Origin of the sequence: Streptomyces sp. 150FB (assembly GCF_000818195.1) — a bacterium.
Classification (GTDB): domain Bacteria; phylum Actinomycetota; class Actinomycetes; order Streptomycetales; family Streptomycetaceae; genus Streptomyces.
On record NZ_JTHL01000001.1, the window covers coordinates 8,766,700 to 8,786,682 of the forward strand.

General features: G+C 71.4%; 18 protein-coding genes. 6 read left to right on the top strand and 12 right to left on the bottom strand.

Features of this window, described 5'->3' with window-relative positions; genetic code table 11:
• On the top strand, positions 1 to 1,234 hold a 1,234-nt coding region (locus tag QR77_RS37645), incomplete at its 5' end, for a tetratricopeptide repeat protein (protein WP_150130608.1).
• On the opposite strand, the gene QR77_RS46195 is transcribed toward QR77_RS37645, so the two are convergent.
• The 4 genes from QR77_RS46195 to QR77_RS37660 form a co-directional block, all read right to left on the bottom strand.
• A complete protein-coding gene (locus QR77_RS46195; RefSeq protein WP_150130492.1) occupies positions 1,176 to 1,526 on the bottom strand; it encodes a hypothetical protein in 351 nt (116 codons plus the stop codon). The genes QR77_RS37645 and QR77_RS46195 overlap by 59 nt on opposite strands.
• Positions 1,523 to 2,779 carry a hypothetical protein gene (locus tag QR77_RS37650; RefSeq protein WP_236710972.1) on the bottom strand — a complete coding sequence of 419 codons (1,257 nt, stop codon included), beginning with the start codon at positions 2,777 to 2,779 and terminating at the stop codon, positions 1,523 to 1,525. The genes QR77_RS46195 and QR77_RS37650 overlap by 4 nt, the downstream gene beginning before the upstream one ends.
• A gap of 174 nt (positions 2,780 to 2,953) precedes the next feature.
• On the bottom strand, positions 2,954 to 3,346 hold the full coding sequence (locus tag QR77_RS37655; protein ID WP_040029346.1) for a PPOX class F420-dependent oxidoreductase: 393 nt from the start codon (positions 3,344 to 3,346) through the stop codon (positions 2,954 to 2,956).
• 242 nt (positions 3,347 to 3,588) lie between these two features.
• On the bottom strand, positions 3,589 to 5,079 hold the full coding sequence (locus QR77_RS37660) for a putative glycoside hydrolase (RefSeq protein ID WP_052489362.1): 1,491 nt from the start codon (positions 5,077 to 5,079) through the stop codon (positions 3,589 to 3,591).
• Between the two features lie 355 nt (positions 5,080 to 5,434).
• On the opposite strand from QR77_RS37660, the gene QR77_RS37665 reads away from it, so the two are divergent.
• Together QR77_RS37665 and QR77_RS37670 are read left to right on the top strand one after the other, a co-directional pair.
• Positions 5,435 to 6,445, top strand: coding sequence for a polysaccharide deacetylase family protein (locus tag QR77_RS37665; RefSeq protein ID WP_052489363.1), 1,011 nt, complete (start codon positions 5,435 to 5,437; stop codon positions 6,443 to 6,445).
• 117 nt (positions 6,446 to 6,562) lie between these two features.
• Complete coding sequence (locus QR77_RS37670; RefSeq protein WP_040029349.1) at positions 6,563 to 8,452, top strand: glycoside hydrolase family 15 protein; 1,890 nt, start codon at positions 6,563 to 6,565, stop codon at positions 8,450 to 8,452.
• 27 nt (positions 8,453 to 8,479) lie between these two features.
• On the opposite strand, the gene QR77_RS37675 is transcribed toward QR77_RS37670, so the two are convergent.
• The 6 genes from QR77_RS37675 to QR77_RS37700 form a co-directional block, all read right to left on the bottom strand.
• The gene (locus QR77_RS37675) at positions 8,480 to 9,316 is read right to left on the bottom strand and encodes an arylamine N-acetyltransferase (protein ID WP_040026465.1); all 837 of its coding nucleotides are present in this window, start codon (positions 9,314 to 9,316) and stop codon (positions 8,480 to 8,482) included.
• Between the two features lie 135 nt (positions 9,317 to 9,451).
• The gene (locus QR77_RS37680) at positions 9,452 to 9,628 is read right to left on the bottom strand and encodes a hypothetical protein (protein ID WP_236710973.1); all 177 of its coding nucleotides are present in this window, start codon (positions 9,626 to 9,628) and stop codon (positions 9,452 to 9,454) included.
• A 281-nt stretch (positions 9,629 to 9,909) separates the two neighbouring features.
• The gene (locus QR77_RS50105) at positions 9,910 to 11,028 is read right to left on the bottom strand and encodes a ricin-type beta-trefoil lectin domain protein (protein ID WP_347359814.1); all 1,119 of its coding nucleotides are present in this window, start codon (positions 11,026 to 11,028) and stop codon (positions 9,910 to 9,912) included.
• Positions 11,029 to 11,318: 290 nt separating this feature from the next.
• The gene (locus QR77_RS37690) at positions 11,319 to 12,215 is read right to left on the bottom strand and encodes a UTP--glucose-1-phosphate uridylyltransferase (protein WP_040026467.1); all 897 of its coding nucleotides are present in this window, start codon (positions 12,213 to 12,215) and stop codon (positions 11,319 to 11,321) included.
• Between the two features lie 161 nt (positions 12,216 to 12,376).
• Positions 12,377 to 12,868, bottom strand: a complete 492-nt coding sequence (locus QR77_RS37695; RefSeq protein ID WP_040026468.1) for a DinB family protein — start codon at positions 12,866 to 12,868, stop codon at positions 12,377 to 12,379.
• A complete protein-coding gene (locus QR77_RS37700; RefSeq protein WP_236711215.1) occupies positions 12,865 to 14,385 on the bottom strand; it encodes an ATP-binding protein in 1,521 nt (506 codons plus the stop codon). Before QR77_RS37700 ends, QR77_RS37695 begins: the two co-directional genes overlap by 4 nt.
• A gap of 287 nt (positions 14,386 to 14,672) precedes the next feature.
• Here QR77_RS37700 and QR77_RS37705 point away from each other — a divergent pair, with 287 nt between their 5' ends.
• Positions 14,673 to 15,458, top strand: a complete 786-nt coding sequence (locus QR77_RS37705; protein WP_078877642.1) for a response regulator — start codon at positions 14,673 to 14,675, stop codon at positions 15,456 to 15,458.
• A gap of 20 nt (positions 15,459 to 15,478) precedes the next feature.
• Here QR77_RS37705 and QR77_RS37710 read toward each other — a convergent pair whose 3' ends face one another.
• A complete protein-coding gene (locus tag QR77_RS37710) occupies positions 15,479 to 17,986 on the bottom strand; it encodes an ABC transporter permease (protein WP_040026469.1) in 2,508 nt (835 codons plus the stop codon).
• Complete coding sequence (locus tag QR77_RS37715) at positions 17,980 to 18,726, bottom strand: ABC transporter ATP-binding protein (RefSeq protein WP_040026470.1); 747 nt, start codon at positions 18,724 to 18,726, stop codon at positions 17,980 to 17,982. Before QR77_RS37715 ends, QR77_RS37710 begins: the two co-directional genes overlap by 7 nt.
• A 94-nt stretch (positions 18,727 to 18,820) precedes the next feature.
• Between QR77_RS37715 and QR77_RS37720 the strand changes: the two genes are divergently transcribed.
• Together QR77_RS37720 and QR77_RS37725 are read left to right on the top strand one after the other, a co-directional pair.
• A complete protein-coding gene (locus QR77_RS37720) occupies positions 18,821 to 19,471 on the top strand; it encodes a TetR-like C-terminal domain-containing protein (RefSeq protein ID WP_040026471.1) in 651 nt (216 codons plus the stop codon).
• 103 nt (positions 19,472 to 19,574) lie between these two features.
• Positions 19,575 to 19,931, top strand: a complete 357-nt coding sequence (locus QR77_RS37725) for a hypothetical protein (RefSeq protein ID WP_150130493.1) — start codon at positions 19,575 to 19,577, stop codon at positions 19,929 to 19,931.
• Positions 19,932 to 19,983 lie beyond the last annotated feature (52 nt).

Genomic DNA, 19,983 nt, shown 5'->3' on the forward strand with positions numbered 1-19,983 from the left:
GGCGCCCGAAACGGCGGGCGGCTACCGGGCGTTGGGCCTCGCACCCGTCGTGGAGTTCGGCGCCGCCGTCACGGCCGAGGCCTGCCAACTCACTCCCGACGAAGCCGAACGCCTCCTCGAAGAGCTGGCCGAGGCCAACCTCGTCGAGGAGTTGGGCGCCGACCGCTACCGCTTCCACGACCTCGTACGTCTGCACGCCGCCCAGCGCGCCGCCGCCGAGGAGACAACGACGGCGCGGGCCGACACCGTACGCCGCGTGGTGGAGTGGTACCTGGCGACCGCGACGGCCGCCAAGAGTCTGCTGTCCCCGACGCACCGCGTGCTGCGCCGCGACTACGTGGTGAGTACGCCTCCGTACGCCCGCACCTTCGACGACACCACGGTCGCCCTGGCCTGGCTGGACACCGAGCGGCTGCATCTGATGACGGCGGTCGGTACGGCTGTCGAACACGGCTGGGACGGCCTCGCCTGGCAACTGGTTGACAGCCTCCAGCCGTTCTTCCTCCGCCTGCGCCCCTACGACCTGTGGATCGAGGCCCATGAAGCCGGCCTGGCCGCCGCGCGCAGGGCCGGCCACCCCGAGGGCGTGAGCCGGATGCTCACGACCGGCGGCAGCGGCCTCTACAACGCGGGCCGCTACGACGAAGCCGTCGACTGGTTCACCCAGGCACTCGAGGGCGCGCGTCGCGACGCCGACCGCCGCGCCGAGGCCCATGCGCTGCACGGCCTCGGCCAGTCCCACCGGCTGGCAGGCCGGCTGGAGACGGCGGCCGGGCTCTTCACCGAGGCGCTCACTCTGCGCGAGGAGATCGGCTACACCCGGGGCGCCGCCCTGTCCCGGCTGTGCCTGGGCGATGTCGCCCTCGCCTCCGGCCGCCCCCGGGACGCGCTCGCGCTGTTCACCCGGGCCCGCGCCGACCTGCTCGCCGTACCCGATCCGTACGACGCGGCGCGGGCGCTCGCCTTCCTCGGCCACGCCCACGCGGCCGACGGCATCCGGGACTTCGACACCGCCGACCGCCATCTGCGCCAGGCACTGCGTGAGTTCGCGGCCACCGGCTCGGTGCACTGGGGCGCCCGGGTTCAGGAGATGCTCGGACTCAGCGCGCTGGGCAGAGGCGAACGGCAGACGGCCAGGGACTGGTACGAACAGTCCCTGGCCGCCTACACCCCGGTCAGTCCCGCCGACACCCGGCGCCTCCATGAGCGGCTGCGGAATCTGGACACCGGCTGAGCGCGACCCGGAACAACGCGTGCAGTACGGAGGCCAGTACCGCGTGCTCCCACGCGCCCCGCACCCGGCCGGCCGGGATCCGGGCACCGTCACGGGTGACGGCCGTGCACCGCCCGTCGCCCCGATCGCGGACGACGACCAGCAGAGCGCCCGGATAGCGGCGTAACAACCCGTCGGCCAGCTCGGGACCGCCCGTTCCGTACAGCACATCGGCGCAGCTCAGCCAGGTGCCGTCGGTGACGAGGTCGAAGTCGGCCCGGACATGGTCGGCCATCAGAGTCACCCCCTTCACGCCGACACCTGCCCGTCGGAGAGCGCCGCCGGCAGCGGCACCGGCTCGGTCACCGGCGCGTACGCGGGCTGGCCGAGGCCCAACAGGCGATACATCAGCCGCCGCATGTTGGCGTTGAACCGGCCGGGCTCGGACGAGATCCGGGCCGCTATCCGGGCGTACTCCCGTGCCGGGTACTCGGCCGCCGCGTAGTCGAGCTGCTCGGCGAGCGGCCGGCCCGGCGAGAGCGCCGGAGTGGCGAGCGCCATAGCGACGCCGGGGGAGACCGGATTGGCGTCCTGGTGCGGATAGCGGGTCAGCAGGACGGGCGCACCCGTCATCGAGGCGTACAGCGTCACCGACCCGTAGTCCCCGATGACCGAATCGGCGGCGACCAGCGGCGCCCGCCAGTCCACGTCGGGCGGCAGCACGATCACGCCCGCCCTCCGGCAGTCGGCCAGCCAGGCACGTACCTGGTAATGGCCGTGCAGCGACCAGACGTTGGGGTGGACGAGCAGCGCGATCCGGAAGCGGCGCGCGGGCAGCTCGGTGAGCAGCCGGGGCAGCAGCGCGTCCAGCCGGTTGAAGGCCGACTTACGGCCCCACGTCGACGTCACCAGCGTGAGATGTTCGTCGAGCCGCAGCCCGAGCGCGGCCCTGTACCGCTCGCGGTACGGCAGACTCGCCGCGATCCGGTCGTAGCAGGGATCACCCACTACCTCCGCCACCGGCAGCGCCTCGGGGCACCACCGCGCCAGGGCGTCCAGGTCGTCACTGTGGGGCAGCGCCACCGCCCTGGGGACCACCACACCGTTCCAGGTCAGGTGTGCGCGCCCGGTGATGCCCCCCGGCTCCCGTACGGTCTGCGCCCCCGCCTGTCCCTCCAGCCCCTCCGGCACCCGGGCCAGCGACAGGTGCCCGCCGCCGTGCGAGATCCGGACCAACGGCGCCCGCACCTGCTCCATCCCCTGCGACCCGGCGGCCAGCGCGAGATCGAACGGCGTACGCACCGCCTCGTCCCACGGCAGTACGGTGGCGCCCAGACCGCGCAGGAAACGCGCGGCGCCCTCGTTGAACGCGTGCGGCGGGACGGTGAACGCGACCTCGATCCGGAGATCGGACTCCAGCAGCGGCAGCAGGTCCCACAGCCTCCTGGCGTACACCTCCGTCTGCGCCAGTACGAGGATCCTCTTGCGGCCGGGCAGGGTCGCGGCCCACCGCCCGGGATCGGCTCCTTCCTTCGACAGGTTCTTCGCGGTCTTGACTACGGACATGGCATCCCCCGATGACTAAGGCGTCCGTGCGGAACCGGGACGGATCCGCTGTGGGGGGTGGATGCCCGGAGGGTGAGACGGGAGTCTTGCGGGAGCCTTGACCAAAGCTTGCTGCGCACGACAGAGGACCGGCGGCCCGGCCGCCGGTCCTCCTGTAGTACCGCCGGCGCCGGGTCAGCGCGCGCCGACGACCCGCTCCGGTTCGATCACGAAGATGACGCGCACCTGATCGCGGCCGCCGTACCAGGGGTACGGCTTGCCGAGGTACTTCTGCGCGAGCGTCTCGATGTGATCGACAGCGCCCTCGGTGCGGACCTCACGTACCGTGCCGCGCACCTGGTAGTAGCGCGAGGGGTTGTCCGGGTGCGAGACGGTGACGGCGACGCGCGGATCCCGCTGTATGTTCGCCGTTTTCACATGGCTCTGCACGCTGTTGACGATCACGTTCTCACCGTCGGTGTCCACCCAGACCTGGGTGAGCTGCGGCGAGCCGTCCGCCATCGAGGTGGCGAGGTAGCACGTGCTCGGCTCACGCAGCAGCGCGAGCAGTTCTTCGTCGAGTGGCACTCTGATCTCCAGGTCGGGCGGTTGTCGTCCGACCATGATGCGGCCAGGCGTCCGGCCGCCTTCGACCGGTCCACCCGTAGCGCCCGTACCGCCCGGAGCGTCCGCCCGAGGTCCGCCCGGAGGCGGCTGTGCTCCGCGCCCCCGGCACGCGAACGGCCGGCCCGCCGGCTTGTGGGGAAGCCGACGGACCGGCCGCTCGCTCGGGCCCGGGGGCCGGGGCCGCCCGGAGGACCGGACCAGGGTTACCTGGAGGCCTTCACGCTGGACGTCTTCAGACTCGCGAGCGCGGTGCCCTGGTACTGGGCGCCGGCGTTCCAGAGGATGAAGGAGTCCATCTTGTTGTCGTGGGCGGCCTTGATCTGCTGGGCCACCTCCGCCGGTCCGTAGTGGACACCCATCGAGAAGTCCTGGAGCCAGGGGATGATCTGTGACTGCGTGCCCTTGGCCTTGATGGCGAAGTCCTTGAGCGACCGCTGCACGATGGCGTACGGGGACGCGCCCGGGTTCGCCACGTTGTACTCACCGGGACCCCAGTGGGAGGGGTAGACCATCGGCGCGATGTAGTCGCTCGACTTGGCCAGCGCACTGATGTCCTGCGCGATCTCCTTGGGCCGGGTCGCCGCGATCCCGAAGACGGAGACCCCGAGGAAGGCGCCCTTCGGCCGGACCACGGCCCGGGTGTCGGCGACGAAGTCGGCGATGCTCCGCTCGGGTGTCGTGGTGCCCAGGCCGTTGAACTTCATCTGGCTCAGCGGACCGTCCGGGCGCCGCACGTAGTCGTACAACACATCGTCGAAGCCGAGCCCCGCCGCCTCCTTCGCCAGGTCCTCGTTGTACTTCCTGACGGTCGGGCTGGCGAAGTTGGTGAACGCCATGGCGCCGTAGTTGCTGCCACCGTACGGCTGGCCGCCCGGTGTCTGTACGACGTCGTCGTGCCGCCCGGCCTTCCAGGACGCCCCGGCGAGCATCGGGTCGCGGAAGGCGACGATCCGCCCGACGACCTGCGCACCGGCCGCGTGGATCTGGGTGATGGCCTTGCGCGCGTCGTAGTACCCCTTCGCCGCGCCGATCTTCCTGGCGAGCGGCACCTGTGACGCGTACCCGACCTCGCCGTCCTCGTCCTTGATGTCGAGCTGTACGGCGTTGAGCTTGCCGCTCTTGACCAGCGCGAGGATACGGCCGCGCAGGGTGGCGTCGGCCCAGCCGATGGCGGTGATGTGCGCGGCCCGCATCGCCGGGTGCGGAACCTGTGCCTCGGCTTCCCTGGTGATCGTGTTGCCCGCCCGGTCGGTGGCGGTGACCTTGATGACGGCCGGGGGGCGGGTGACGGTCGTGGTGAACGTACCGGCGTGGTCGGTGCCGACGTTGCGCCCGTCGACGGTGATCTTGACGGCGTCCTTGGCGGTGCCGGTCACGGTGACCGGGGCCCGCAGGGACTTGGCCACGGCGGGCCGGAGCCGCAGCGTCGGGGGAGTGCTGTCCACGGTGAAGGCAAGGCGCTTGGAGGAGGGGGCGAAGGGCAACTGCCCGTGCCCCTTCACGACCATCTGGTGCGCGCCCTCCTTCAGCGGCGGTATGGCGAGCTGGAGGCGGCCTCCCTCGGCACGGGTGCGGACCTCGGCCCCGTCGAGCGTGACATGTACTTTCCTGGCGCTGTCGGCGCCGTCGAGGTAGAGGTTCAGCTTGCCGGCGGCCGCCGCGTCGAGGACGGCGCCCTCGGACAGTCCGTGCACCGGGGATCCCGAGGAGAACGCGGTCCACGTGAACGCACCGGCGCCGGCGCAGGCGACCGCGACGGCGACGGTGAGCAGGGCGCGTCTGCGACGAGGGCGGGCCGGAGCTTCCGGTCGGTTTGCAGGCTGAGCTGGTGAGGACCACGGAGTGGGCATACGGATTCCTTTGCACCCGGATCGATTAATCACACTATTGATTGCCAGGGGACACGCCGATGTGTCGGAAGAATCCGCTAAATCATGCGAATGGCTCACATGCCACGCCGAGGACTGTTGGTCCGATCGGTGGGGAGTCCGATATGAACGAGCTTTCCGGCGGTAGGTGTTGAACGACCCCTACCCTCAGGAGTGCCCTGTGCGCCGCCCCGCTGTCCCCTTGTTCCTGGCCGTCACCACGGCGCTGGTCATCACCGGCTGCTCGTCCTCGTCCTCCGGCGGCACCGGAGCGGCGCACGCGGCGCGGCCGGCCGCCTCCGCCTCGCGGGCCGCCGCAGTGAGTCCCGCCTCGGTGAAGGCCGACGAGCTGGGCCAGGTACCGGTGCTGATGTACCACCAGCTCACGGCGAAGCCGGCGAGCGTGTACGACCGGACCCCGGCCGACTTCCAGGCGGAGCTGAACCGGCTCGCCAACGAGAACTACGTACCGGTCACCGCCGCCGACTTCAGCACCGGCAACATCGACATCCCCGCCGGCAGCCACCCGGTGGTCCTCACCTTCGACGACTCCACCAACAGCCAGGTCCGGCTCGGCAAGGACGGCGTACCCGCCGCCGACTCCGCCGTGGGCATCCTGCTGAAGACAGCCAAGGCCCACCCCAGTTTCAGGGCCACGGGCACCTTCTTCGTCAACGAGGAGGCGTTCTCCGAGACCGGCAGCGCCAAGGCGCTGACCTGGCTGCACCAGCACGGCTTCGAGATCGGCAACCACACCCTCCACCACGGCGACCTCCGCTCGATGGCGCAGGCGGCGGTCGGCGAGGCCATCGGCGGCGAACAGAAGAACATCGTCAAGGCCGTCCCCAAGGCCCAGGTGCGCTCGCTCGCCCTGCCGTACGGCTCCATGCCGCAGCCGGCCGCACTGGCCGTCCAGGGTCCCGGCTACCACAACGCCGGTGTCTACCTGGTCGGCGCCAACCCCTCGCCCTCGCCGTTCGCCGCGCGTTTCGACGCCGCGTCGATCCCGCGTATCCGCTCGGCAGGCGCCCACGACCAGGACGCCCAGTTCGGCTCCACGATCTGGCTGGACAAGCTCGCCAAGGAGGGCAGCCGCTACACCTCCGACGGCAACCCCCGCACGATCGCCTTCCCCCGCGACCGGCGCAAGGACCTGAAGGCGGCATTCGCCTCGAAGGCCCTGGCGTACTGACCACACGCCAGCGCACGCCACCGCCACGCGACGACGACGGGGGCCGCACGTCCCACCCGGGACGTACGGCCCCCGTCCGACATGCGGGCCCCGGCCCGGTACGCGAGACTCGGCGGGGTGAACCTCGACGATCAGGGCCAGCCGGCGGAAGACCCGCCCACCGGCGGCGAACAGAGCGGCGGGCACTACCTCCCGATCGCCGAACACGGTCTGATCGGGGACCTGCGCACCGCCGCGCTGGTGGGTACGGACGGCCGCGTCGACTGGTTCTGCGCGCCCCGCTTCGACTCGCCCAGTGTGTTCGCCTCGCTGCTCGACGCGCGGCGCGGCGGCTACTGGGAGATCGTGCCGCTGTGCGCGATCGCCAAGCGCCACCAGTTCTACTTCCCCGACACGAACATCCTGATCACCCGTATGCACACCGATGACGGCATCGTCGAGATCCAGGACTTCATGCCGATCCTGCGGGAGAAGGACCCCCACCACAAACAGCGCCTGGTGCGGCGGGTGGTCAACGTACGTGGCCGGATGGACATGTCCGTACGCATCGCGCCGAGGATGAACTACGGCAGCGAGCAACCCAGCCTCGAACGCGTCGAGGAGGGCGTACGGTTCGTCGGCCGCGCGATCACCCTCTCCGTACGGGCCACCGTCGCCCTGGTGCTGGACGACACCGACGCCCACGCGGAGTTCGAGCTGAACGAGGGGGAAGCGGCGCTGTTCGTCCTGGAGACGGACGAGCAGGACGGGCCCAGGACGGCCACGGTCGACGCCTCGGCGGCCGACTCGCTCTTCGAGGCGACCGTCGCCTTCTGGCGGCGCTGGCTCACCCAGTCCACCTACACCGGCCGCTGGCGCGAGATGGTGCACCGCTCGGCGATGACACTCAAGCTGCTGACCCACGAACCCTCCGGCGCCGTCATCGCCTCACCGACCCTAGGACTGCCCGAACAGCTCGGCGGCGCGCGCAACTGGGACTACCGCTACGTGTGGATCAGGGACGCCGCCTTCTCCCTGTACGCGCTGCTGCGCCTCGGCTTCACCGACGAGGCCGAGGCGTTCATCGGCTGGCTCGCCGCACGGCTGCGCGAGGCCACCGACGGCGAGGCCGGTCCGCTGCGCGTCATGTACTCCATCGACGGGGACGCCCGTCTGCCGGAGAGGATCCTCGGCCATCTGGAGGGCTACCGGGGCTCCTACCCGGTCCGTACCGGCAACGACGCGAGTGGTCAGCGCCAGCTCGACATCTACGGCGAACTCATCGACTCGATCTACCTGTTCAACAAGCACGGCGGCGGGATCTCGCACGAGGTCTGGACCGATCTGTGCGAGGTGCTCGACTGGCTGCTCGACCACTGGGACAGCGTCGACCAGAGCATCTGGGAGACCCGTGCGGGCCAGCAGCACCACACGTACTCACGGCTCATGTGCTGGGTGGCGGTCGAGCGGATGGTCAGGATGGCGCGCCAGCGCGGCCTGCCCGCCGACATGGTCCGCTGGATGGCCGCGCGCGACAGGATCTACCAGCAGATCATGGCGCGCGGCTGGAACGAGGAGGCGCGCACCTTCGTACAGCGCCTCTCCCCGGACGACGACACGGCCCCCGAGACCATTCTGGACGCGGCGCTGCTGCTGATGCCGATGGTCAAGTTCGTCTCGCCGGCCGACGGGCGCTTCCGGTCCACCGTCGAGGCCATCAACGCCCGGCTCGTGGTGGACAGCCTGGTGTTCCGCTACGACCCGGAGCAGGCGCCCGACGGGCTCGACGGCACCGAGGGCACGTTCTCCATCTGCTCGTTCTGGCTGGTGGAGGCGCTCGCCCGGACCGGACAGGTGGAACAGGCACGGCTGGCGCTTGAGAAGATGTTCACCTACGCCAACCACGTCGGCCTGTACGCCGAGCAGATCAGCCTGACCGGCGAGCATCTGGGCAACTTCCCGCAGGCGTTCACCCATCTCGCCCTGATCAGCTCGGCGATCAACCTCGACCGGGCGCTGGGCGGCTGATCAGGCGGCGGCGCGCCGGTCGGCTGATCATCCGACGGCGCGCTGGAAGTCCACCAGCGCCGCCGCGTCCGCCGCTTCCAGCCGGATACCGAACTCCGCGGCGAGCAGCTCGGGTGTCTCCTCCGGTGCGACCCGCCGGGTCTCGCGGCGCCCGTCGGGCCTGTCGACGATGAACTCGTCCCCGAGCAGCCGCGACCGGCGCCCCGGAGCGGCCCGCTGGACGACAACGCGGCCGGTGAAGGGGGAGCGGGGATGTGTCGAGGTGTAGTAGTTGCCCACCTCGTAGTCCACCGGCAGCCGGGGGGACTCGTCGAAGCTGTACAGATCGGTCTCCTGCCCGCCGCTCATCGGCTCGCTCCCGTACAGCATCCACCCACCGCCGGCGCGGCCGAGCCGGAAACCGAACCCGCCGACAGTCGCCGCCGCACCGTCCCGCAGGGGCAGCGGAGTGAGCACGCAGAACGCGCCGAAGCCGACATCCGTGATCCAGGACTCGTCCTCGATACGCACCCGCAGCAGCGCGTGGGTGGTGGGGAGCAGCCTGCCCGCACCCAGCCGGACCCGGGCGCCGAGGCCCTCGACGTCGAAGCCGATGTGCTCCAGGGCCGCTGCGAGGAGCAGATTCTGCTCGAAGCAGTAGCCGCCGCGCCGCGAGCCGACCAGCTTGGCCTGGAGCGACGCCAGGTCGAGCGGGATGCCCCGCCCGAGCACGATCTCCAGGTTCTCGAAGGGGATGGCGGCGAGGTGCGCGGTGTGCAGCTCGCGCAGGACGCCGGGGGTCGGTTCGAGCGGGCCGGTGTATCCGATGCGCGCGGTGTACGCGTCGAAGTCGAACTGGTCGCTCTGCCACGTGGGTTCGCCCATGGTCGGCGTCTTCTCCTCGGCGGGATCTCCCGCGGTCTCCCGGCCGGGCCGGGGCCCCGGCACACGGTCCGGCGCCGTCGTCCGGTCGCGTCGAACACTACTGCTCGGCCTGTTGATTCCGGCTCAGCGGACGGCTCACGCCGCTGCGGGAAGAGCGGAGAGGAACGCGCGGACGTGTCGTAGCCAGGTCGCGCGGTCGGCCTCGTTCAGGACGTGCGCGGCCCCGGGAAGTTCGATCAGCTCGGCGCCGGTGATGCCGGCCGCAAGGCGGTGGGAGCTGTGGGGGAGTACCAGCCTGTCGCCGGTGGGCACCAGCACCGAGGTGGGGACGGACAGGCGCCCGAGGTCCCCTCGGACGTCCGCCCGTGAGACCAGGTCGAACCGCTGCCCCGTACGAGGACGTCGAGGCGAGGGGCGGGAAGCGGGTGGGCGTGGGCGTGTGCGGTGCTCATGTCGGTGACCGTAGAGTCTGACACCGGTGTGAGAGTCAAGCCCGGGACGCCGCCGGTCTACGGCGGTTCGTGGGGCGTACGGGCGTACGGGCGTACGGGCACGCCCCACGAACTGTGTCCCGACGCTGTCCTGAGGCAGCGTCAGGCCGCGGTGGTCCAGCGCTGGGCGGCGCGACCGTCGCACGTGGCGAGCTGCACCTTCGTACCGTTGGCCGTGCCGTTCGCCGCCGGGGTCAGGCACTTGCCGGAAGCGGCGCCGACGACTGTGCCGTCGGCGTTGATCCGCCACTGCTGGTTCGCCGAGCCCTTGCACGACCAGATGATCGCCTGAGTGCCGTCGGCGGTGGAGTTGTCGCTCGCGTCCAGGCAGCTACTGCCGTAGACACGCAGTTCGCCGGAGGCGGTACGCGTCCACTGCTGGTTGGCCTTGCCGTGGCAGTCGTAGAGCACCGCCTGCGAACCCGCCGTCGTGGTGGCGCCGTTGACGTCGAGGCAGCGCCCCGACTGCGTGTTGACCAGACCGCCCGCCGCCGGCGACGCCAGCGGGACGAGGCTCGCCGGCACCGAGCGCAGCGCGTTGTACCAGACCGCGGCCATCTTGTCGTAGCCGCCGGGGTTGGGGTGGATCCCGTCGGAGAGGTCGGACAGCGTCAGAGCCTTGTACATGTCGACGAGATGGACTCGCGCGCCCTTACTGCTCACGATGGCCGGCAGCTTGGCGTTGAAAGCCTCCACCCGTGTTTCGAGGCCGGGGCTCTGTTCCGGGGTGATCGTCGCGACGAACACCTCGGCGTTCGGCTTCTGGGTACGGATGTGGTCGATGAGGGTGGACAGCCGGGCCGGCGCGTTCGCGATGTCGTAGTTCTGGTTCATGTCGTTCGTGCCGATTTGCAGCATGATCGTGCGTGGGTCGCTGGTGTTCAGCCAGTTGACGATGTTCGCGTCCAACTGGTCGATGCGCCAGCCCGAGTGGCCCTCGTGGTCGTGGTCGCCGAGCGAGGCGGGTCCGTTGGACAGCGAGCCGACGAAGTCGACCTTGTAGCCGCCGGTCGCCAGCCGGTTCCACAGGCCGATGCGGTAGCCGCCGGGCAGCGGGGTGAATCCGTCGGTGATCGAGTCGCCGAGCGGCATGATGCGGACGCCGCCGTTGGACTCGGCGGCGCTCGCGGTGGCCGGGGTCAGCGCCACAACGGCCGCAGCCGCGGCGGCGACAAGGGAGGTGAGAAGGGCCGTCACACGGCGGGACGCGGTTCTGCGCAAGGCAGTTCCTTTCATCGGGCCGCCGTGCGGGTGGGGGGTGAACGTGGCGGCCACGACGTTAATTACCACAGTAAGACCCTTACCGATACGGGAGATGCGGAAAGGGCTTTCGGTGGTGTCCCGCAAGGGATCATGGGCCCGTGCGGCGATAAATGTGGAAAGCGCTGTCAGGGAAAGGCGCCCAGTGAGCCGCCCGCTGGTGGTGCGGCGCGGGTGCGACGCGCGTGCGGCGCGGGTGGCGCTCCACGTACGGCTGCCCGGCGCCGTGCGCGCCGGGCGACCGGAAGGGCTCAGCTCTCGTCGAGGCCCTGCGCGAGCCGGCGCAGGTGCGGGCCGTACTCGGGGTCGGCGAGCGCCGTCGCGAACTGCGCCGTCAGATAGGCGAGCGGGTTGCCGGTGTCGTACCAACGGCCCTGGATGACCTGCCCGTACACGGCGCGGCTGCCCGCGTACGCGTTGATGGCGTCGGTCAGGTAGATCTCGCCGTTGCGGTGCTCGTGCCAGCGCTTCGTCTGCTCGCGCAGCTCGTCGATGATGCCGGGGGTGATGACGTACCCGCCGATGGCGGCGAACGCCGACGGCGCGTCCTGGGGCTTCGGCTTCTCGACCAGACCGGTGATCCGGAGCAGTCCGTCGTCCAGATCCTCCTTGACCACCGGTACGCCGTAGCGCTGCGAGTCGGCGGGGTCCATCGGCATCAGGGCGAGGACGGGGCAGTTCGTCGCCTCGTACGCCCGGATGAGCTGCTGCGCGCGCGGGACCTCGGCCACGAAGACGTCGTCGGGCCACAGGACCAGCATCGGTTCGTCACCGAAGTTTCGCGCGGCGTTCAGCACCGGGGTGCCGTTGCCGTACGGGCCGTGCTGGTCGAGGTAGGTGATGTGGCCGAGCCGGGACAGCTCGCCGACCTCCTCCACCGCGTCCGCGTAGGCGGTCTTCCCGTCGGCGCGCAACTGCTCGACCAGCGCGGGGTTGGGGCGGAAGTGGTCCTGGATGAGCCCCTTGCCGCCGGAGACGACGATGGTGATGTCCGTGATGCCGGAGGAGACCAGTTCGCGGACGGTGTGCTCGACGACGGGCTTGTCGCCGACCGGCAGCATCTCCTTGGGCGTCGCCTTGGTCAGCGGCAGGAGGCGGGAGCCCAGTCCGGCGGCGGGGATGACGGCCCTGCGGATCGTCGTGACCATGGGAATCTCCCAGTTCGTAAGGCAGGCCGCACCGGTCGGCCGGCCCGCGCCGAGGCTACCAACCGGACCTGGGTGCCCGCTGTGCGGGCTCAGCTCTTCGGGTGCCGGGACCTCACCCGATCGCCGCCCTGCGCCGACGGCCGCCAGAGGCCCCGCGGCCGTCAGTCGGGGCGGTGGCTTCCGGTCGCGCCGTCGATGAGTTCGCGGACGATGTCCATGTGTCCCGCGTGCCGCGCGGTGTCCTCGATCACCCGCAGCAGCGCCCAGCGCAGTGTGATGGTGTCACCGAACCACGCGGTGCCGAGGTCGTCGGTTCCGTGTTCGGCGACGGTCCTGTCGGCGGAAGCGGCGGCCCTGCCGTACAGCGCCACGATCGCCGCGGTGGTGTCCTTCGGACCCAGCGTCATGTCCTCCTCCGGTGTGAACCAGAGAGGCTCGGCCTCGCGGCCGAAGGCCTCGGTGAGATAGCCGTACTCGATGGCCGCCAGGTGTTTCACGATGCTCAGCAGGTTCGTGCCGGTGGGCGTCGTCGGACGCCGTACCTGCTCGTCGTCGAGTCCTTCGAGCTTCCACAGCACGGCGTCACGGTGCCGCCGCAGCGTAACCAGCAGGCTCTGCTTCTCGTCGCCCGTGGTGGGCACTCGGATACTCATCGGGGGAGGCTAGCGGGAGGGTCTGACAGTGCCTCACCGCTCTCGCCGGTCACGTCCCCCGGATCCGGCGGATCCGGCAGGGTGAACGTCACGCGGGTCCCGGGGCCCCGGTCGGGGTCGGCCGGACCGACGGAGATGGCTCCCCCGTGGTACTCGACGATCTTCTTGCAGAGGGCCAGACCGATGCCGTTGCCCGTGTACTGCTCGCGGGTGTGCAGGCGCTGGAAGATCACGAAGACCCGCTCGGCGTACTCGGCGCTGATACCGATGCCGTTGTCGGACATGGTGAACTCCCAGCCGCCCTCGGTGCGCCGGGCCCCGAGATGGATCAGCGGAGGACGCTCGGGTGACCGGAACTTGACGGCGTTCCCCAGCAGGTTCTGGAGGAGCATCCCGAGCTGCGTCCGGTCGCCGTGGACCGTGGGCAGCGGGTCATGGGTGACGACGGCCTCCGACTCCTCGACGGCCAGGGCGATCGACTCCTGGGTACGGTCGAAGAGTTCGGCGAGGTCCACCGCGCTGTGGTCGGCGAGCAGCCGCCCGACGCGGGAGAAGGCCAGCAGGTCGTTGATGAGCCCCTGCATCCGGTTGGCACCGTCCACGGCGAACGCGATGTACTGCTTGGCGCGGGCGTCGAGCTGGTCCCCGTACCGGCGCTCCAGGAGCTGGCAGAAGCTGGCGACCTTCCGCAGCGGCTCCTGGAGGTCGTGGGAGGCGACGTACGCGAACTGTTCCAGCTCCGAGTTGGAGCGGCGCAGTTCGGCGGCCTGCGCGCCGAGGCTCGCCCGGGCCGAGTCGCTGAAGGCCAGCTCGTCGGCGAGCCGGCGCCGCATGGACTCGACATCGGCCGCGAGCCGCCGCAGGTCCGCGGGTCCCGTGCCGGTGACCGGATGCGCGAAGTCGCCGTCGGCGATCTTGCGGACATCGGCGGACAGCCGGTCGACGGGGGTGGTCACACCCCTGCGCAGGCCGATGAAGACCAGCGCGGTCAGGAGCAGGATGACGGCGGCGATGGCGGCGAAGGTCCAGTTCCGCAGGGCCCTCACCTGCTGGAGGTCGGCGCGTCCCTGGGTCCGCTCGGCCTGGAGGTGCCGCTGCTGCGTACTGATCGCGGCGCGTACGGCGTCAAAGTCCCGCTTGCCCTCCTCGGCGCGGCTCGCGGCGAGGGCGACCGGACGGTCGGAGGCCGCGACGGGTTCGGCGAACATGGTCTGCCAGTGCGCGGCCCGCTCACTGACCTCGGCGAGATCCTTCGCGGCTGTCTCGTCGTCGCCGTCGAGGGTCCCCAGCTCGCGGGTTGTGGTCCGCTGCTGTACGAGGCCCTCACGGTAGGGGGTGATGAACTCGTCGCGGCCCGTCATGCCGTAGCCCCGGATGCCGGTCTCCTGATTGACCAGCGCGCTCTCCAGACGCACCGAGGCGATCAGCGCGGGCGTACTCCGGTCGACAAGGCGGTTGTTGACCGCGGTGGAGTGCGCGAAGATCCACGCCCCGCACAGGGCCAGCAGGAGCAGCACCGCCAGGGCGACGCCCGTGCCGGCGGTGAGCCAGCGGCGTGTCGTCCACCCGGACGGCGAGGGCGGCGGGGCGGCCGGAGCGGGTCGCGGTGCGGGGGGCGGCGTGTCCACTCCGTGCGGAGAATCCTCAAGTCCCACAGTGCTCACGGTGAGTTCTCTCTGCTCGTCCGCCGGTCCGTGCCGGTCCGTGCCGGTTCCGTGTCCGGCCGGCGCCGGACGCGCCACAGCGTACCGTCGTCCGACAACATCTGTTGTCGCGGTGGTGGCTCCGGCCGTAGGGTGCGGCCATGGCCCGCGACCTCACCGCTCATCCCGACCACGACGAGTTGACCGGACTCGCCGTGCGAGCCGTGGAAGAACTCGCCCACCGGCTGGCGGCCGACGCGGCGGTGGCGGCGGACGGTGACGGCGAACCGCTCGCCCGACTCCGCGCGCTGGCCTACCTCAACCGCGCTGTGGACCACTGCGCCAGGCAGCAGGCCACCGAGGCGGCCGAGGCGGGCGCCTCGTACCCGCAACTGGGCGCGGCGTGGGGGATCAGCAGGCAGGGCGCCCGCCGGCGCTGGCCGGGGCTGGTCTTCACCGCGCGGCCCGCCTCCCGTCCCCTTCCCTCCGCAGATCGCAGGAGTCCCACCATGAACGCGTTCGCTCCCGAGCGTCCGTACAGCGTCCTGCTCGTCGAGGACGACCCCGCCGACGCGATGCTGATCGAGGACGCCCTCGTCGAACGCGGCATGGCGCGCAGCATCGCCCAGGTCGACGACGGGGTGGCGGCGCTGGAGTATCTGCGCGACCCCGCCCGTGAACGCCCCGACCTCATCGTGCTCGACCTGAACATGCCGCGGATGAACGGCCGCGAACTGCTCGCCATCCTCAAGGACGACGAGCAGCTCGGCAGCATCCCCGTCGTCGTGCTCACCACGTCGGCGGCGCCCGACGACATCGAGGACGCCTACCGGCAGCACGCCAACGCCTATGTGACGAAGCCCGTCAATTTCGACGACTTCACCGACTCCGTCCAGGGGATCGACGCGTTCTTCCTCGACACGGCGGCGAAGCCGGCCCGCCCCTGAGGGCTCGCGGGGCTCCCGCGCTACTCGCGGTTGCCCACGAGGTCCACGGCGCGGGCGCGCAGCGCCGCCCCGACCGGCAGCAGGGTGCCCGCGACGACGAGCAGGGTCGCGACGGCGGTGATGCCGAGGCCCGTCGTGTACGGGATCACCATGCCCGTACCGCCGAAGAGCCGGCGCAGGGCGACCCACAGCCCGAGGAGATTGACGGCGGAGGCTGCCAGGGCGAGGACCACACCGATCGCCGTCACGAGCAGCGACTCGGCGACGAAGAACCGTACGACCTGCCGCGGGGTCGCTCCGGCCGTCCGGAGCACCGCCAGGTCGCGGCGGCGGTCGGCCGTCGCCATGAGCAGGGTGTTGAGGATCGCGATGAAGCAGAACAGCAGGATGATCACGGCCGTGGCGCGCTGACGCACCTCGGTGAGATGGCGTGAGTAGGCGCTCTCCGAGGCGACCAGCCGCTCCCTGGTCATGAAGCGCGCACCGGTCCCGGCCACGGCCGCCCGGATCGCGGCGGTCGCCACCGTCCGGTCGGTGCCGGGATCGAGGGACACATAGGCGCGCCGGGCCAGGCCGTCGTGGGCGTACGCGGCGGTCCGCGCGAAGCGCGGGGGAAGATACGCGGCGTCCTCGCCGCTCAGCGCCTTGTAGGTGGCGGCGATCCGCAGATCCGCCTCCTCGCCGTCGGCCATCAGGACATGGACCGTCGAACCGACTCTCATCCCCCATTGCTCGGCGACCACCATGCTGGATCCGTCGGGACCCCCGGGCCCGTCCAGCGTTCCGTGGACGATCGTCAGATTCATCATCTGCTTCAGTGCCCGGGTGTCCACGACGAGGCCGTCGTTCTCGTCGAGCCGGTTCCCGTCCCGGATGTAGAGGGAGGTGAGGATCGGCGCCACGATACGCACCCCCTCGATACGGGCGACCTTCGCGATGACGTGAGGGCTGATGCCGGGGGTGCCGTCCGGGGCCAGCGCGTACTGCGAAGTGACCGTGCTCCTAAGCCCGTTGTCGCGTGCCGCCCCGATCGAGTCGGTCGCGGACAGCAGGGAGAGGACCAGCCCGACGGTCAGCAGGACGGGCGCCGCCGTGGCGGCCGTACGCCGGCGCGAGGTGAGCACGCTCTGTCGTACGAGCATCGCGGTGGGGCCCTGGAGGCGTAGCAGCGGCCACATCAGCAGCCGGGCGAGCGGTCCCACGACGAGCGGCGCGAGCACGGCGGCGGCCAGGACAGGGACCAGCAGCGACACCACATAGGTGTTGGGGGAGAGCACGGTGGCCGGGGAGCCGAAGGCGATCCAGCAGGTCAGACCAGCTCCGCCGACCAGCCCGGCGGCCCCCAGCAGCAGTCGGCCCAGGGTCGTTCCCGGATCGTCCACCGAGGCGTCGCGCAGCGCTTCGACGGGACGGATGCGCGCGGCGCGCCGCGAGGCGGCCACCGCGCCGCAGAGTGCCACCACCGTGCCGAGCAGGAAGGCGGCCGCGAGCGGTGCGAGCACCGACCAGCGCGCGAGGGGCCCGATGCGCAGCCAGGGCGGCGAGATGCCCGTCCGGATGAGCAGGTCGGCGAGCAACTGGGCTCCGTACAGGCCGAGTACGGCTCCCACTGCCGACGCGCAGCCGCCGACCAGCAGTGCTTCGTCGCGCACCATCCGGCGCACCTGCCGGGGCGTGGCGCCGACGGCGCGCAGCAGCGCGACCTCACGGCGGCGCTGGACCACGGCGAAGGCGAAGGTGGAGGCGACCACGAACACCGCTGTCGTGCCGGCCACGCCCGCCATCACCGGCACCAGGGTGACGGTGTTGTCCAGCGTCTCGCGGTCGTTGTCCGCACTGGCGTCCGCCTTGTGGCGGTCCTGTCCTGTGAGCACCTCGGCGTCCCCGCCGACGGCGGCCCGTACCCGGCCGACCGGGGCGAGGGCGACCAGCGCGTCGATCCTCGGGGAGATCCTGGCCGCCTCGGCGCCGGTGAAGAAGACGGCGTCCTCCCAGCCGACGGGGGAGACCGTACCGGCCACGGTGTAGCTTCCCGGTCCTCCGGCGGTCAGGACCGTGACCCGGTCGCCGGTGTGCGCCCGGTCGGAGGCGACGACGATCTCCCTGGCGGAGGCTGGGGCGCGGCCGTCGTCGAGGACGTAACCGCCGAAGCGCGCCACCGGCCAGGGGTGGCCGACCTGGTCGGGAGGGCCGCCGCCGAGTTGGGCGTAGAAGGCCCGGTCCGCCACCGTGTCGGCGGCGCCACCGGTGGCCGACACGCGGCGTGCGAGTTCCGTCGGCACGCCCATGGCCGCTGCCGGCGACCGTACGCCCAGGTCGTGCTGGGCGGCGTTCCAGGCGGGGTCGGAGGGCAGCACCACGGAGGGGGCAGAAGCGAAGCGCTCCGCAGGGCGGTCGGGCAGATCGAGCATGGTCATCAGCAGCACACCCATGGCCGCGATCTGCGCGACCCCGAGCACCAGCGCGACCACGGTTCCGAGGAACGACACCCAGCGCGCCCGGAGGGTCAGCAGCGCGATCCCTAGCATGCGACGGCCGCCAGTTCGGTCATCCGGGCGGCGACGGTGCCGGGGGTGGGGGAGACCAGCTCACCGGCCTCCCTGCCGTCGGCCAGGAAGAGCACCCGGTCCGCGTACGCGGCCACGTTCGGGTCGTGGGTGACCATCACCACTGTGCCGATCGCGTCGTCCACGCGGCTGTCGACCAGCTCACGCAGCAGGGCGAGCAGTTCGCGTCCCGTGGTGAGGTCGAGGGCGCCGGTGGGTTCGTCGGCGAAGAGCACGGCCGGACGGGTCACCAGAGCGCGGGCGACGGCGACCCGCTGCTGCTGGCCGCCGGACAGCTCCCCCGGCCGGCTCCCCGACCGGTCCTCCAGACCGACCTGTGCGAGCGCCCGCCGTACGGCCCCCGGCTCCGGCCTGCGCCCGGCGAGCCGCAGCGGCAGCGCCACGTTCTGCGCGGCGGTCAGGGAGGGCAGCAGGTTGAAGGCCTGGAACACGAATCCGGTCGACCGCCGCCGGAACTCGGTGAGGCGGGTCTCGTTCAGTGCCGAGAGGTCGGTCCCGTCGATGAACACGCGTCCCGACGTGGGCCGGTCGAGGCCGGCGGCGCACTGGAGCAGCGTCGACTTCCCCGATCCCGACGGGCCCATGACGGCGGTGAATGTCCCCTTCGGGAAAGACAGTCCGACGTCCCGGAGCGCGGTGACCGTGCCGTCCCCGGAGCCGTACGTTCTGGTGAGTGCGTCGAGCCGTACCGCGTCGGCCATCGTTCCCCCGTAGTCTTGTGTACGACGTCCACATTGACTGACGGGCCGCACGTTACACAGACATGTGGATGCTGTCCACATGAGGGGAGTGGTGATGGGTTCCCGGACCGGCGCACCGAAGAGGGACACCTACCGGCATGGCGATCTGCGCAACGCGCTGGTCGAGGCCGGACTCGAGCTGGCCCGCGAGAGCGGCCCCGACGCAGTGGTCCTGCGGGAGGCGACCCGCCGGGTGGGGGTGGTCCCGAACGCCGCCTACCGCCACTTCGCCGACCGCCGCGCGCTGCTGAGTGCCGTGGCCCAGGCGGCCCTCGCGCTGCTGGCGGCCGAGCTGGAGGCGGCCGTGGTGGCGGCAGTTCCCGCGGGCGGGGACAAGGGCGGGCCGCCCGCGGTGGCCCGTGCGGCGGTCCGCGCTCTCGTCGCCGGCTATCTGGGCTTCGCCCAGGCCGAGCCGGGGCTGTTCCGTGCGGCGTTCGCCACGTCGGACATGGCCGACACCGGCAACGCGTCCGCCGCCGGCCCCGGAGGCCTGACCGCCTTCCAACTCCTGGGTGCGGCGCTCGACGGCCTGGTCGAGGCAGGGGCCCTGCCCCCTGGCCGCCGTGCCGGAGCCGAGTACTTCGTCTGGTCCGCGGTGCACGGCATGGCCGTCCTCCTGGTCGACGGTCCGCTGCGGGGCCTGTCCCCGGCCGAGGCCGGGCAGGCGGGCGCCCGGCTGATGGAATCCGTCGAGCGTGGTCTGTGAGCGTGGTCTGTGCGCGGCCGGTGGCGGAGCCTGTGCCCCGCCGGGGCCGTCCTTCCCGAAAGCGGGGGACATCCCTGGCGCTGGAGGGGACAGACGTAGAGGTATGAGCACTCAGCAGACAGAACCGCACAGCGATCCGAATGTCGGGGTGAGGCCCCGGACCGACGTCGAGGAGGCTCATCGTGCTCTCGAAGGCGTGGCGGCCGGTACGCACCAGCAGACCCAGCTCACCCGGGGCGCCCTCACCGGCTACCTCTGGGCCCTCGGGCGCGGCGACGTGGCGCCGGTCACCGGCGCCGACTGCGAAGGAGCCCCTGACCTGTCCCTGTTGACGGCCGAGACCGACGCGGCGGCCGTACGGCTGGAGGACGCGGCGCAGCGCACGGTGCCGCGCGACTACATCGAAGGCGTGTACGAGGCGCTGGCCTGGGTCTGCGGACACAGCGACCGGCGGCCGTGAGGGGCGCCCGCCCGCCGGGTGCCCCGGTTCTGGTTCCGGGGGAGGGAAGCTA